15 protein-coding genes are annotated in these 13,690 nt (G+C 39.2%); 10 read left to right on the top strand and 5 right to left on the bottom strand.

Annotation, left to right across the window (positions count from 1 at the left end):
* Position 1 precedes the first annotated feature (1 nt).
* The 6 genes from ACM0OW_RS01050 (at position 2) to ACM0OW_RS01025 (ending at position 5,864) form a co-directional block, all read left to right on the top strand.
* The gene (locus ACM0OW_RS01050) at positions 2–1,813 is read left to right on the top strand and encodes a protein O-mannosyl-transferase family (protein ID WP_414548184.1); all 1,812 of its coding nucleotides are present in this window, start codon (positions 2–4) and stop codon (positions 1,811–1,813) included.
* 13 nt (positions 1,814–1,826) lie between these two features.
* The gene (locus ACM0OW_RS01045) at positions 1,827–2,195 is read left to right on the top strand and encodes an EamA family transporter (RefSeq protein ID WP_414548183.1); all 369 of its coding nucleotides are present in this window, start codon (positions 1,827–1,829) and stop codon (positions 2,193–2,195) included.
* A 153-nt stretch (positions 2,196–2,348) separates the two neighbouring features.
* Positions 2,349–2,522 (top strand): AbrB/MazE/SpoVT family DNA-binding domain-containing protein, encoded by a 174-nt coding sequence (locus tag ACM0OW_RS01040; protein WP_414548182.1) that lies wholly within the window; start codon positions 2,349–2,351, stop codon positions 2,520–2,522.
* Between the two features lie 77 nt (positions 2,523–2,599).
* A complete protein-coding gene (locus tag ACM0OW_RS01035; protein ID WP_414548181.1) occupies positions 2,600–3,574 on the top strand; it encodes a GDP-mannose 4,6-dehydratase in 975 nt (324 codons plus the stop codon).
* Between the two features lie 8 nt (positions 3,575–3,582).
* Positions 3,583–4,761 (top strand): glycosyltransferase family 4 protein, encoded by a 1,179-nt coding sequence (locus ACM0OW_RS01030; protein WP_414548180.1) that lies wholly within the window; start codon positions 3,583–3,585, stop codon positions 4,759–4,761.
* Positions 4,761–5,864, top strand: coding sequence for a glycosyltransferase family 4 protein (locus tag ACM0OW_RS01025; RefSeq protein WP_414548179.1), 1,104 nt, complete (start codon positions 4,761–4,763; stop codon positions 5,862–5,864). The genes ACM0OW_RS01030 and ACM0OW_RS01025 overlap by 1 nt, the downstream gene beginning before the upstream one ends.
* Before the next feature lie 237 nt (positions 5,865–6,101).
* Here ACM0OW_RS01025 and pyk read toward each other — a convergent pair whose 3' ends face one another.
* On the bottom strand, positions 6,102–7,871 hold the full coding sequence (pyk, locus tag ACM0OW_RS01020) for a pyruvate kinase (RefSeq protein WP_414548178.1): 1,770 nt from the start codon (positions 7,869–7,871) through the stop codon (positions 6,102–6,104).
* A 431-nt stretch (positions 7,872–8,302) separates the two neighbouring features.
* On the opposite strand from pyk, the gene crtR reads away from it, so the two are divergent.
* The 3 genes from crtR to ACM0OW_RS01005 all read left to right on the top strand — a co-directional run bounded on the left by crtR (position 8,303) and on the right by ACM0OW_RS01005 (position 10,052).
* Positions 8,303–9,193 (top strand): beta-carotene hydroxylase, encoded by an 891-nt coding sequence (gene crtR, locus ACM0OW_RS01015; RefSeq protein ID WP_414548177.1) that lies wholly within the window; start codon positions 8,303–8,305, stop codon positions 9,191–9,193.
* A 336-nt stretch (positions 9,194–9,529) separates the two neighbouring features.
* Complete coding sequence (locus tag ACM0OW_RS01010) at positions 9,530–9,673, top strand: papain fold toxin domain-containing protein (RefSeq protein ID WP_414548176.1); 144 nt, start codon at positions 9,530–9,532, stop codon at positions 9,671–9,673.
* A gap of 13 nt (positions 9,674–9,686) precedes the next feature.
* On the top strand, positions 9,687–10,052 hold the full coding sequence (locus ACM0OW_RS01005) for a hypothetical protein (RefSeq protein ID WP_414548175.1): 366 nt from the start codon (positions 9,687–9,689) through the stop codon (positions 10,050–10,052).
* 114 nt (positions 10,053–10,166) lie between these two features.
* Here ACM0OW_RS01005 and ACM0OW_RS01000 read toward each other — a convergent pair whose 3' ends face one another.
* The 4 genes from ACM0OW_RS01000 to ACM0OW_RS00985 form a co-directional block, all read right to left on the bottom strand.
* The gene (locus ACM0OW_RS01000; protein ID WP_414548174.1) at positions 10,167–10,451 is read right to left on the bottom strand and encodes a hypothetical protein; all 285 of its coding nucleotides are present in this window, start codon (positions 10,449–10,451) and stop codon (positions 10,167–10,169) included.
* A 37-nt stretch (positions 10,452–10,488) separates the two neighbouring features.
* Complete coding sequence (gene aroH / locus ACM0OW_RS00995) at positions 10,489–10,902, bottom strand: chorismate mutase (RefSeq protein ID WP_414548173.1); 414 nt, start codon at positions 10,900–10,902, stop codon at positions 10,489–10,491.
* A gap of 80 nt (positions 10,903–10,982) precedes the next feature.
* Positions 10,983–11,804 carry a signal peptide peptidase SppA gene (gene sppA / locus ACM0OW_RS00990; protein ID WP_414548172.1) on the bottom strand — a complete coding sequence of 274 codons (822 nt, stop codon included), beginning with the start codon at positions 11,802–11,804 and terminating at the stop codon, positions 10,983–10,985.
* Positions 11,805–12,151: 347 nt separating this feature from the next.
* Positions 12,152–12,448, bottom strand: coding sequence for a hypothetical protein (locus ACM0OW_RS00985; RefSeq protein WP_414548171.1), 297 nt, complete (start codon positions 12,446–12,448; stop codon positions 12,152–12,154).
* Positions 12,449–12,875: 427 nt separating this feature from the next.
* Here ACM0OW_RS00985 and ACM0OW_RS00980 point away from each other — a divergent pair, with 427 nt between their 5' ends.
* On the top strand, positions 12,876–13,673 hold the full coding sequence (locus ACM0OW_RS00980) for an MlaE family lipid ABC transporter permease subunit (RefSeq protein ID WP_414548170.1): 798 nt from the start codon (positions 12,876–12,878) through the stop codon (positions 13,671–13,673).
* Positions 13,674–13,690: the final 17 nt, after the last annotated feature.

Below are 13,690 nucleotides of genomic sequence, written 5' to 3'. Positions count from 1 at the left end.
AATGAAAGAAATATATAATTCAAATTTATTATTAACTAGCATTTTAATATTATTTTTCTCTGTTGTAGTATATCTTGCAAATGGAGTAACAATAAGTGCTGGTGACACTATTCCTAATACTTTGTTAGCTTTTAACCTTATTGAAAATCATACTTTGCACTTTGATGCTTTCAGGACAAGCTATCTTTGCCGAGATTATGCAAATTGTTACTTTTTTTCAGAAGCTAATAATGGTCATCTAAGTTCTTCATATCCTATAGTTCCTGCCATAGTTACTTTTCCTCTATATTTATTGTTTTATATATATTTAAAATTCACACATTATATATCTATTTCAGTAGATTTAACATCTGTAAATTTTGAAGTACATAGATTGTTTTTTGAAAAATTGGCTGCATCAATAACTACAGCGATAACAGTTACTATCTTCTATTTATCTCTTAGATTAAAATTTAATCAAGGATTATCTTTACTTTCTACCTTTATATTTGCTTTTGCTACTAATACTTGGATGACAAGTTCTCAAGGACTATGGCAGCACGGAATATCTAATTTAGCTCTTATAATCATTATATTTTGTTTACTCAAAGCCAATCGAGCCACGGATCAATATCAACAAAAATGGTTGTTATTAGCAGGATTGTTTTGTGGGCTTCTTCCTGGTATTCGTCCAACAAGTGCTATATATGCTATAGCGACTATTTTTTATTCAGTTTTTATCTATAGATTTAAAGCTATTTTTTTGTTATGTGGCTTAATTACAGCTATACCCAGTTTTGTATGGAATTTATACTACTTTGGTAATTTAACGGGTGGTTATTCAAATCTATTTTCAGCATCACCTTATATTTTTACGTTGAACAATTTCATAGAGGCATCTTTAGGTACACTAATTAGTCCTAGCCGAGGAATTGTCATATTTTCCCCTGTAGTTTTATTTTCAATATTTGGAGCCTATAAAGTTTTTAAACTCAGATTTCATAAAGATGAACAGCTAATAGGATGTATGACCATTGCTGGCATTATTTTACTTTTAAGTTATTGTTTCTATAGAGTATGGTGGGCTGGTCATAGTTATGGTCCAAGGTTTATGACTGACATCATGCCCATTTTTTGCTATTTAATTAGTTATTTTCTAGCTAACATCTTGAGTAATCAATGGAAAATAAAAAAACTCATTAGTCTTAGATTATTAATTTTTGTAACTTTTCTTGTATTTTCCATATTAGTTCAATTTGTGGGAGCTTTTGGTTCTAATGCTGGTAAGTTATGGAACGCTATCCCATTAGATATTGATAGATATCATTACAGACTTTGGACAATCGAAGATAACCAAATAGAGAGGAATTATAAAGCCGTATTGAATACAATGATTAAACTACCTATTGATAATCAAGAGTATATTAAAAACTTAGATGGAATAATTAAAGAAATTACAGATAAAAATGATCAGCAGATTAATTCAATAATTTCAGTCCTACCTGGTTCTATAAAAATTTTTAAAGCTAATATTGAAAATACAGGTTTATCAAAATGGTTCGGTTATAATTCAGCCATACGTAGAGGAGAAACTAGGGTAAGAGGACGTTTTTTTGATGAAGAAAATAATTTAATAAGTGAAGTGAGACTTTATATAGCTGGAAATCCTCAAAAAAATGAGTTAGCTAATGCGATTGGCGCTATTCACTTTCCTCAAGAAACAGGAAAATACCAACTTAATTTTGATTTAATAGCTGAAGGTATGGGTGAATTTCCCGTGACTAACAATATGTTGCCTTATGTGCTAAATGTCAATGTTGTAAACCAAACTTAAAAAGGAGTTTTCTTTGACACTACAAGAATTTACTTTACTGTTAATGTCAGTCATTGCTAGTGTAGCAGGACAATTTTTCTTAAAAGCAGGCGCACTTAAATTAGGCAAAGTAAATATAGATAATACTATTAGCCATATCCTTAGCATTATTACAATCCCGGAACTTTTATTAGGATTGACCTGCTATGCTCTAGGCGCTGTGGCTTATATACTTTTATTAACTAGAGTTAACTTGAGTATTGCAGGCCCGGCGGTATCACTGGTTTATGTTTTTTCAGTGTTACTTGGTTATTTTATCTTTAAAGAAACTATTCCCTTGGCTCGTTTAATAGGTTTAAGTTTTATTATGGCTGGGGTAATATTAGTAGTCTGGCAAAAATAAATTTATCAAATGTGAGAAATTAGGCATATTGAACATAATATAAAATTTTTTCTTGGTATTGAGACTGCGATCGCACATACTATAATCTACTTTGTCCTCTAATGCTTAAAATGTAATACTCAAAGCAAGAAAATTCTTACTTGCAACTAAATTATGAAAATTACATCTAAAGGAAAAGTAGCTATACCAGTAAAAATACGGGAAAAATTAGGACTTTTACCTAATACAGAAGTAGAATTTGAAGTTATTGGAGACGCTGTTTACTTGAAAAAAACTAAAGGTTACTTTACTTCTGCTCAAAATCTAGTATATAAAGATGCGGGGTAAAGCTACGGTAAAAATGACTACTGATGAAATTATGGCATTAACTAGACAAGATTAATGAAAGAAATATGGAATAGCTGATGACACAAAAAAAAGCATTAATCACCGGACTCACCGGACAAGACGGTTCTTATCTGGCTGAACTTCTGTTAAGCAAAGGTTATCAAGTATTTGGCTTAGTTCGTCGTTCCAGTACCAGTAACCTCGAACGGATTAGCCATCTTTCCGGCGACATTAGAATTGTACCTGGCGATCTGCTAGATCAATGTTCCTTGATGGATGTCATTGCAGACTCACAACCGGATGAAATTTATAACCTCGCCTCTCAAAGCTACGTTCCTTTATCTTGGACACAACCAGCCCTCACCGCCGAATACACCGCCCTTGGTGTTTCCCGCCTTTTAGAATCAATCCGTCGCTGCAAACCAGATGCAAGATTTTATCAAGCTTCTAGTAGTGAGGTTTTTGGTCAACCTGACGAATCACCTCAAACCGAACGCACAGCTTTTCGCCCCCGTAACCCCTATGGTGTTGCTAAAGCTTACGCCCACTGGATGACTGTTAACTATCGGCAAAAATATAACCTCTACGGCTGCTGTGGTATTACTTACACTCACGAATCCCCGCGACGCGGGACAGAATTTGTATTTCGTAAGATTACCCATGCAGCAGCCCAAATTAAACTCGGTTTGGCAAATGAACTAAAATTAGGTAACTTAGATGCTCGTCGAGATTGGTGTTATGCCAAAGATGCTGTTCATGCTATGTGGCTAATGTTGCAGCAAGAACAGCCCGATGACTACATCATCGCCAGTGGTGAAACTCACTCTGTTAAAGAACTCGTTGAGTGTGCTTTCAATTGTGTTGGTCTCAAGTGGCAAGATTATGTCTCAGTTGACCCCGCATTTTACCGTCCTGATGAACCAGTGCAGTTAGTCGGTTCTGTTGATAAAATTAAAACTCAATTAGGTTGGCAACCTCAACATACTTTTGAGCAAATGGTCGAGTTAATGGTTGATTATGACTTGAAAAAATTGAGTAACCGCGAAACTTAGAATTTCTCATGCTAAAAATTGTAGTTGATGCCACCCCTATAGATGCAAAACCAAGTGGGGTTGGTTTTTACGTGGCTAATTTAATATATGCGCTCAATGGACTACAAACAGTTGAAAATTTTCAACTAGAGATCGCCTATCAACCAGGATTTAAAAATTGGCTTTTAGGCAAAAAAGATTTACCTAATTATTTAAATGGATATGAAAATATTCATATTCTGCCAATACCTGTCAGAATTTCAAATCTACTATTTTCGTCAACGCAATTTCCTAACTTATTGCTATATTCATTTCAGAACTATTTCGAGAAATATTTTGATTTCCCAGATATATTACACGGCACTAATTATTCAGTTTATCCCTGTAAAAATAGCTTGAAGGTGATGAACATATATGATCTAACTTTTATCAAATTCCCTAATTATACAGACTCAGTTGTTAAAACATATACGGAAAAAGTCAAGCGCTGTCTACAGTGGACAGATTTAGTTTTAACAATTTCTGAAAGCTCTAAAAAGGACATTATTGAGTATTTAGCAGTAGCACCAGAAAAAATTCATGTGACTCCTTTAGCTAGTCGCTATTATTCGGAATACCTAGCTAACCAAAATATTCAGAATTTGGTAAATCAAGTTAAATATGATTTTTCTAAACCGTATTTACTCTTTGTAAGTACGATAGAACCAAGAAAAAATATTTATACTATAATTGCAGCATTTAATTTCTTAAAAGAAAAATATAAAATTGAACATCAATTAGTTTTGTTAGGGAGAAAAGGCTGGAACTACGAGCCAATATTCGCAATTATTGATAATTCACCTTGGAGAAAGGAAATTTATCATTTAGACTACTTGTCTAATGAATTAGTAGCATTATTTTACTCAAAAGCTGATGTTTTTGTTTATCCATCTCACTATGAAGGATTTGGTTTACCTGTACTGGAAGCAATGACTTTAGGCGCACCAGTTGTTACAGCTAATACTTCATCAATTCCAGAAGTTACAGGAGATGCGGCTATATTAATTGACCCCAATGATCCGATGCAATTAGCTGAAGCTATTCTGCAAGTCATTAGTAATTCTCAGTTACGTCAAGAATTAATTAATAAAGGGAGAGAAAGAGCAAAATTATTTTCTTGGGAAAGAACGGCGAAAGAAACATTAAAGGCTTATAGAACTATTAGTTAATGAGAATATCCGATAATTATATCTCTAATCAATTAATTATAAATTTATCCATTCTTTTACCTCAACCAACAGGTATTAGTAACTACGCTCAAAATATATTTCCTTATTTAAAATCTCTTGAACCCATTTTATTAACAGCACAAAATTACTCTGAATTTAAATGCTATCAAGTCCCAAACACTCTAACTCCGGCTCAAGGTACAAAAGGGCATTTGCGCCGCTTATTGTGGACACAATTTCAACTACCGCAAATCTATAAAAACCTCAAATCCCGGCTGTTATTTTCCCCCTTACCAGAAGCACCTCTTTATAGTAACGGTCGTTTTGTCGTCATGTCTCATGACTTAATACCGTTGCGCTTTCCCAAACGCTTCTCGCCGCTAACGCCTTACCATCGTTACTACATTCCCCAAGTTCTCAAACAAGCACAACACATAATCTGCAATTCTCAAGCTACAGCGCAGGATATCATCGATTTTTACCAAATTCCCGCTAGCAAAATTACACCAATTCCTCTAGCTTATAATCGCCAACATTTTCGGCAAATTCAAGAAAAATGTCCAGAACATCGGCGTTATTTTCTCTACCTGGGACGACATGATCCTTATAAGAATTTACATCGCCTGATAGCGGCTTTTGCAGCCCTACCAAGTAGGGGCGAATATGAAATATGGTTAGCAGGCCCCGTCGATTCTCGTTACACTCCTGTTTTACAAACACAGGTTACAGAACTAGGAATCACTGAGCAAGTAAAGTTCCTCAACTATGTATCTTATAACGAATTACCAAAAATTATTAATGGTGCGATCGCTCTAGTTTTTCCGAGTCTGTGGGAAGGCTTTGGTTTCCCGGTTCTCGAAGCAATGGCTTGTGGAACTCCAGTCATTACCTCTAACCTTTCTTCACTTCCAGAAGTAGCAGGGGAAGCAGCGATTTTAATTAATCCTTACAACACAGCAGAAATTACCGAGTCCATGCGGATTATAGCTGAGGATATGGAAGTGCGATCGCATCTGTCCACCCAAGGTATAAAAAGAGCCAATCAATTCAGTTGGGAAAAAACCGGACTGGCTACCGCCGAAGTTTTATCACGCTATTTATGAATGTTAGGCTAAAGTAATCTGGCTCAAACCTTACCAAGAAATCCAGAAGCTAACTGGCTGTTAAGAGAATCTGACAATGAAGACGGAGTTTTAACTTTAGCTTCCGTAAATTGCCAAATTCCCCATCGCCAGATTTACGAGAGAGTAAAATTTGAATCAGAGTAGATGGTTCCAGCAATTCTTAATTACGTTAGCGTAGCTCTCCCAAAGGGAGCATTACGAATTACGAACTACGAATTACGGAGTTCCCACCGCCCCAGAGTAAACCAAACCCCGTTGCAGATCCAAAGTCACAATTGCGCCATCATGAATTACTTTTGTTGCTGTCTTCACACCCACAATCACAGGTACACCAAGACGTAAAGCAATGACTGCGGCGTGACTAGTAAGACTATCATCCTCAGTAATAATACCAGCAGATTTCCGAATTGCCTCGACAAAATCGGCATCGGTGCGGGGTGCAACCAAGATATCTCCAGGATTAAAATTACTCACGTCCATACCACTGTGAGCTACTCTAGCACGACCACTGACTGAACCTTGTCCCAAACCAATACCCTGACCTAGTACGGCTGTGACAACTTCCACCTTCACCAAATCCGTTGAGCCGGAAACTCCTTGGAGTGTACCAGCAGTCATTACCACCAAATCACCTTCAGATAAGTACTTATGCTCTTGCGCCACATTGATAGCAGCTTGAAATGTCTGCCCTGTGGAAGGTAGCCCCAGCACTAATAAGGGTTTAACTCCCCAAACCATTTGTAACTGTCGCGCCACGTTTACATGGGGTGTCACAGCCAAAATAGGCGTATGGGGACGAAATTTGGAGACATTACGAGCTGTAGCTCCTGTTTGCGTCAGAGTCATAATTGCCGCAGCTCCTAACTGTTCAGCAATTTGTCCCACGGCTTGACTAATAGCATTGGGAATAGAACGCCGATTATCACGCTGTGGAGGGACTACTGAATGCAGAACCTCTTCCTGTTCCATGCGTTCGGCAATCCTTGCCATTGTTGCTACTGCTTCCACGGGAAAGTCACCCACAGCAGTTTCATTCGACAGCATCACGGCATCTGTGCCATCTAAAATGGCATTGGCTACGTCTGACACTTCCGCACGAGTGGGACGGGGGTTGCTCACCATGCTGTCTAACATTTGGGTAGCGGTGATGATGGGAATCCCTAAGCGATTGGCGGCAGCAATTAGCCGCTTTTGCAGTACAGGGACATCCTCAGCCGGGAGTTCTACACCTAAGTCACCTCTAGCAACCATCACGCCATCACATAAAGCTAGAACTTCTTCCATTTGTTCAATAGCTTCATGTTTTTCAATTTTGGCAATTACTGGTACTTGCTTGCCGGTGCTAGAAATTAGCTCTTTAATTTCGATCATGTCCTGGGGGTTACGGACAAAGGAAAGTGCTACCCAGTCTACACCTTGATCCAGACCAAACATGAGATCCTCGCGATCCTTGTCGGTCATGGCCTTGATGGACAGGTAAACACCGGGAAAGTTGACACCTTTGTTGTTGGACAACTTACCAGGGACAGTGACAGAACAGTGTAAATCGCCTTTGTCACGATTAATTTCTTCTACGAGCATTTCTACTCGTCCATCATCAAGGAGGATTTTTGCACCTACAGGCACTTCTTCTGCTAGATGATCGTAGGTAATACAGCTAATTTCTTGTGAACCGATAACTGGGCGATTTGTCAAGGTGAAGCGATCGCCTTTTGCTAAAATTATCGACCCATTTTCAAACTTACCTAAGCGAATTTTTGGCCCTTGCAAGTCTTGGAGAATTGCCACTGGCTGATTTAATTCAAAGGCTGTTTGCCGAATTAAGCGAATACTACGCTGATGGTCGGCATGAGTACCGTGGGAGAAGTTGAGCCGCAGTGTCGTTGCACCCGCTTCGATAATCGCCTTCAGCATTTCTGGGCTGCTAGTGGCAGGCCCAATTGTTGCAACAATTTTTGTCCGGCGTAGAGAGTCTCTTAATTGCATAGGGGCTGATTCTAGGGGGCTATCTCTATCTAGAGATTCATAGTAAGTTAAGGGGCGTTTCGTTTTCAGTCACTGCTATATCCATAACCAACAGAGGCAGAGGATGAATGGGGGTGTGAGAGTCACTTTGAGCAGCAATTATTTATTTTCCCCTGCTTAACATTTCCCAAGAGTTGTGAGATAGAGTAGATATCGTACACCAAACTTGGTTACATCCTGCGTAAGAGAGATTTTTTTATCAACTCTTTGGTGATTGCCTAGCACATCCTACTGATCAGCAAAAACTTATCTCTCGTCTGGAATCATAGCGCTATTCATCTACTCTTCAGCAAAGATAAAGTTAAATATTGCTAAACAAAAGCTTACAAAAGTTTATGTTCGGCTCATCTTTATCGTATATTTGTAATGTTTGATCAAGGAAGGAGTTAAAAATGCTCACATTGGAGGCACAGAAGTCACTGAAAATCCCGCCCAAGGAATTTTTAGCGCCTCCTGGTGATTTTAATCCGACACTGTTGCTGTTTCTATCCACAGTCACAATGTTGGTGTTATCTAACTTCGGTTACTGGCTATGGCAATGGCCAGACTGGTTGTGTTTTAGCATTAATACTCTGGCTTTACATTGTGCTGGCACTGTGATTCACGATGCTTGTCACCAATCTGCCCATCGCAACAGAGTGATTAATGCCATGTTAGGGCATGGTAGCGCTTTGATATTAGCTTTTGCCTATCCAGTATTTACACGGGTGCATTTACAGCACCACTCCCATGTGAATGACCCCAAAAACGACCCAGATCATTACGTCTCTACAGGGGGACCGTTATGGTTGATTGCGGTGCGTTTTTTGTACCATGAAGTGTTTTTCTTTCAAAGGCGACTGTGGCGCAAGTATGAATTATTAGAATGGTTCGTCAGCCGTTTAATTGTTGCGTCAATTTTTTATATTTCGATTCAGTATCACTTTTTAGGTTACATTCTCAATTTTTGGTTTATCCCGGCGTTTTTGGTGGGGATAGCATTAGGATTATTTTTTGATTATTTACCACATCGTCCGTTTGTAGAACGCGATCGCTGGAAAAATGCCCGTGTCTATCCTGGTAAACTGCTGAATATCCTGATTTTAGGACAGAATTACCACCTCATACATCATTTATGGCCTTCGATTCCCTGGTATAACTACCAGCCTGCTTATTACGCCATGAAGCCGTTATTGGATGAAAAGGGTAGTCCTCAAACATCTGGGTTATTGCAGAAAAAAGACTTTTTTGAATTTGTTTATGACATCTTTGTCGGAATCAGATTTCATCGTCATCACGAATAGTTCCAGAGTGGCGTTAGCTAAAGCAGCAAGAATCCCCACGTCTCACTCTTAGGAGCGTGGGATGAATTGTGAGTGAGTGACGAATTTAGGGCTTACGCATTGACAGTAAATACCAAATATGTGTAACACTAAAAAGCACATATTTCGTAGGGGTTTAGCAATGCTAAACCCCTACAACACGGGTATATTTACTATCAACATAATCATTTTTCAAAGCCGGAAATTGGCTATTTTGGTAACTGCATACCATGATTAATTTGTACAGTGCGTAAGTCCTAGAATTGACCAACGAGCGAAATTGAGCATAGCGAAATCAGCAATGTTGGTCGGTGAGGAATGAACACTTTCATTTATGGACAGGAACTCATCTTTGACAACATCCACCCCAAAGGAATTTCCAGAGTAGACTGGATAAACAACCTTTACTGCCCTGTCCAAGATTTAGGCGGCAATTTCCAAATCACCGAAACCGAATTTTAAGCAAGAGAGAAAGATGTTTGATTTGTATGAACTAATCAGCAAGATTCGGAAACGTCCTGCCATGTATTTGGGACAAGTTTCCATCTCTAACCTCCGCACTTTTTTAGCTGGTTACTGCTTTGCGCGTCGCCAGATGGGAATGCCTCAAACGCCACAAGAACAGAAATTTTCACAGTTTCAATCCTGGATTCAGAAGAAAATTAATCAAACTTCCAATCAAACCTGGGATCAAATTATTTTATCTTTCTCGCAGGATCAACAAACTGCTTTACAGACGTTTTTTAACCTGTTTGACGAATTCATCCAAACAGAAAATATCGATGAACTTAAATCGAATCAAACGAATAACCTAAAAGTAGCTTCAGGGACTCAAGAGTGAAAAAGATAGCGACAGCCAGATAATGAATTGTGCCACTACCTGACTGTTGTATAGCTGGTATTTCGTACTTTATCACAGCCAAATAGACTTGAGGTTGATGCACTTTGATTTATTTCAAATATCAGTGCAAAGATTTTGAGCGTAAATCACCTCAATATTGCTAGCAAAATCTAATTTGTCTAAAGATTCGGCAAAAAATACAAAACCTTTGTATGCTGTGACATACTTGTAGATTTTGGTGAAATAGCCTTCACTCGTAATAATTACCAGTGGCTGCTCCATTTTGGAGAGAATGCTCAAAAAATCCTCTAACTTCACGCAAACACCAGTTCCCCTCTCAGTAAACATTCTCCCGCCAATGGCAGTATGTTGAGCAGCATCACCACTGTAATAGCTCATTTCGTACTAATTTTTACATATAATTTACAGCCGTATTTTAAACTTTTGACTTAGCTATGTGCTGTGATGGTTGTAACGGCTGAGATAAACTCCAATCTGGACGTAATTTAGCAGCTTGGCGCAAATAAATATGATTAATTGGTGTAGAGGCTGGAAGGTAAGCGTGAATGAGAAACCGGATGCAACGCTGTAAGCTACCTTCAACGTGCATTTGCTGTACATCCAACATCGCTACATTATCCCATCCAGAACGCGATCGCGCGATCGCGGCCGGAAAAATAGCATCCAAATCCTTTGTCACTGAGAAAGTCACACTAATCATCTCCTCTGGCTGGAGTTGATTCCGTTGTTCTAATTCATCTATAAGTTCCGTCACCGCTTCTGCAATCGCTGCAATGGTGTTTTCGGAAACGGTTGTTGCTCCGCGAATCGCCCGCATTTGCCACTCCACGCCAAATCCTCCTTAATTAGTCATGAGTCATGAGTCATTGGTCAATAGTCTTGTATTAATGACCAATGACTGTTAATTTTTTATGGTCGATATAACCACAGTGGTAGACCACTGGTAGACATTTCAAACTCCAACCAATCAATTCCCGCCCCAAGCCCTGATGAAACCTGACGGCTTCCAGGTAGAACGCGACTCAATAAAGGTTTTCGTTCTTCTAGGGTATAACAGGGAGCTTTGTCAGGATCAAGTCCTACCATTTCTGCTGTCCAGCAACGTGCATCTTCTTCAGTTCCCAGACGGTCTACAACGCCTAATTCTACAGCTTGTTCTCCGGTAAAAATGCGCCCATCAGCGAAAGTTTTAACAGTTTCTACTTCCAAAGAACGCGCCTCGGCGATTGTGTAAACAAACTGGTGATAGCTAACGTCAATCAACTCTTGCAGGATGCCTTCTTCTGGTACAGTCAGTTGGCGGTCAAAAGACAAAATGTCTTTGTAAGGGCCAGATTTAATGACTTTGAAGGAAACACCGACTTTTTCTAGCAAGCGTTCCAAGTTGTTACCGCGCAAAATTACGCCAATACTCCCGGTGATTGTACCTGGGTTAGCCATTATGTGTTCGGCTCCCATACCAATGTAGACACCACCAGAAGCCGAAATATTGCCAAAACTGGCGACAATTTTGATTTTTTTACGTAACCTCTTGAGGGCGCTGTAGATTTCTTGTGAATCTCCCACTGTACCCCCAGGACTATCGATGCGTAGGAGTAAAGCGGGAAACTTTTTCTCTTCTACGGTTTTTAGGGCTTCTAACACGCGCTTGCGAGTAGAACCACCAATCGCACCAGTAATTTCAATCCGGGCAATTTGTTTCCGAAATTTGGACTTGAAAGGCCAGACCATGAGCAGTTAAAAAACCTCTGTAATACACTCAATATAAATTGCCCAGCGCTTAAACGTCGTACTTTGCTCTGGGCAAAAAAATCAGCACTCGTGATTCTCTCTAAAATCTTAATTAAATTTTTAGATTCACTACGTAGATTTATGGAAGTATCAGGATAAACTTATTAATAATAGTAAGCAATTCTCTGTCTAACATACAGTGTGGACATTGAGTAACTATTGTTTATTTAATTAATATTTATTAAATAAAGTTAGTTATATAAGCCTAGCAATAGTCTTACCTATCTAGGTTGCAGATGGCATACTCTTAACTTGTCAGTGAACACCCAAAAAAGTGTTGTGATCATTTAAGAGTCAATGCGTAAGATTTGGTAGCGACAATAGGCATAAGTGTCAAATAGCGCCCCGACGAAACTACAAGTCAAACTAATGATTACAAGTCCCTCAAGGGGTTGACCACTGCCAAAGACAGCCAGAAAATGCATGATCCGAGTCGCGCTGGCTTCAGTTGCTCCTTGTAAAGCGGGAAAGTGACCGATAAGGGGCAAAAAGATTAATACGCCACCCACTAAGGACATGGGAGCGATAAAACTAAAAAATATAGTTAGTAGTAGGGAGCGGAGAAAGTTGGTGAATACAGACATTTACAGCAAGCTCCGTTGATAAAGTGAATAATCGCCAAAAAAAAGCTATATGTCATCTTCCAGAATACGGGCGATCGCTCTTCATCAGACGATATGTCAAAAATCTTAAGTTTCCATTAAAAGAAACAGCACCCTGTTAAATCAGATAATTTGAACTTTAAAAAGGCTAAAATTAGCTACAACCCTTATATAACAAAGCTTTAGCTCAATAATATTTCGTAATAATGCAATAAAAACAGCAGTTACGCAACTTTACTTTCTGAGATGAGCTTTAAATTAAGTTAATGTTTCACCCGGCGGAGTAGGAAGAGGCAGGGGGGCAGGGAGCGGGGAGAAGACGGTAACTTCCCCAATGACTAATAACTAATTACTAAAAGCAACCGACATCCGCTATTCTTAATGCAGTTACTGTGTTAGTTACAAAACATTGAGTGAGACTAAATCCAAATCCAGTTTAGGAGCATGGAGTCAGCGACTGCTGGCGGCGATTTTCCTGGGTGGACAAGTAATAGTTCACCTTTTGAGAGGAAAAATTAATTGGCGCAACACTCTAGAACAAATGGCAGCTGTTGGCCCAGATTCCCTGTTTATTGCCCTGTTAACGGCTGTGTTTGTGGGTGCAGTATTTACAATTCAGGTAGCGCGGGAGTTTATTAACTTTGGCGCGGCAAATCTCGTTGGTGGAGTGCTGGCGGTAGCATTGACACGAGAACTATCACCCGTACTAACCGCAGTGGTTTTGGCGGGAAGAGTTGGTTCTGCCTTTGCAGCCGAAATAGGTACTATGCGAGTAACTGAGCAAATTGATGCTTTATTTATCTTAAAAACTGACCCTATTGATTACCTCGTTATCCCTCGCCTGCTTGCTTGTTGCTTAATGCTGCCGATTTTAACCCTTCTGTCTTTGATAACCGGGATTTTAGGGGGATTAGTGATTGCGACGAATATATATGGTATTGCTGATACTGTATTTCTAGATTCAGCTCGTAACTTGGTCGGCATTTGGGACATTATCAGCGCTTTAATTAAAGCCTGTTGCTTTGGCTTGTTAATCGCCATCATTGGTTGCAGTTGGGGATTAACTACGAAGGGAGGAGCTAAAGGCGTGGGACAATCAACCACAACGGCTGTTGTTACTTCTTTGCTGATTATATTTACCAGCAACTTCTTTCTTTCATGGTTAATGTTTCAGGGAACGGGTGGTGCATTGCTGCAAGGGTTTTAGAAGTGCTGAGTGCTGAG

Origin of the sequence: Anabaena sp. CCY 0017 (assembly GCF_963920885.1) — a bacterium.
Lineage (GTDB): Bacteria > Cyanobacteriota > Cyanobacteriia > Cyanobacteriales > Nostocaceae > Nodularia.
This window is presented reverse-complemented; position numbering and strand designations above follow the sequence as displayed.

Coding starts and splice junctions, on each gene's coding strand:
- ACM0OW_RS01050 (WP_414548184.1), top strand. CDS start 2: ATGAAAGAAATATATAATTCAAATTTATTATTAACTAGCATTTTAATA.
- ACM0OW_RS01040 (WP_414548182.1), top strand. CDS start 2,349: ATGAAAATTACATCTAAAGGAAAAGTAGCTATACCAGTAAAAATACGG.
- ACM0OW_RS01035 (WP_414548181.1), top strand. CDS start 2,600: ATGACACAAAAAAAAGCATTAATCACCGGACTCACCGGACAAGACGGT.
- ACM0OW_RS01030 (WP_414548180.1), top strand. CDS start 3,583: ATGCTAAAAATTGTAGTTGATGCCACCCCTATAGATGCAAAACCAAGT.
- ACM0OW_RS01025 (WP_414548179.1), top strand. CDS start 4,761: ATGAGAATATCCGATAATTATATCTCTAATCAATTAATTATAAATTTA.
- pyk (WP_414548178.1), bottom strand. CDS start 7,871: ATGCAATTAAGAGACTCTCTACGCCGGACAAAAATTGTTGCAACAATT.
- crtR (WP_414548177.1), top strand. CDS start 8,303: ATGCTCACATTGGAGGCACAGAAGTCACTGAAAATCCCGCCCAAGGAA.
- ACM0OW_RS01010 (WP_414548176.1), top strand. CDS start 9,530: ATGAACACTTTCATTTATGGACAGGAACTCATCTTTGACAACATCCAC.
- ACM0OW_RS01005 (WP_414548175.1), top strand. CDS start 9,687: ATGTTTGATTTGTATGAACTAATCAGCAAGATTCGGAAACGTCCTGCC.
- ACM0OW_RS01000 (WP_414548174.1), bottom strand. CDS start 10,451: ATGAGCTATTACAGTGGTGATGCTGCTCAACATACTGCCATTGGCGGG.
- sppA (WP_414548172.1), bottom strand. CDS start 11,804: ATGGTCTGGCCTTTCAAGTCCAAATTTCGGAAACAAATTGCCCGGATT.
- ACM0OW_RS00985 (WP_414548171.1), bottom strand. CDS start 12,448: ATGTCTGTATTCACCAACTTTCTCCGCTCCCTACTACTAACTATATTT.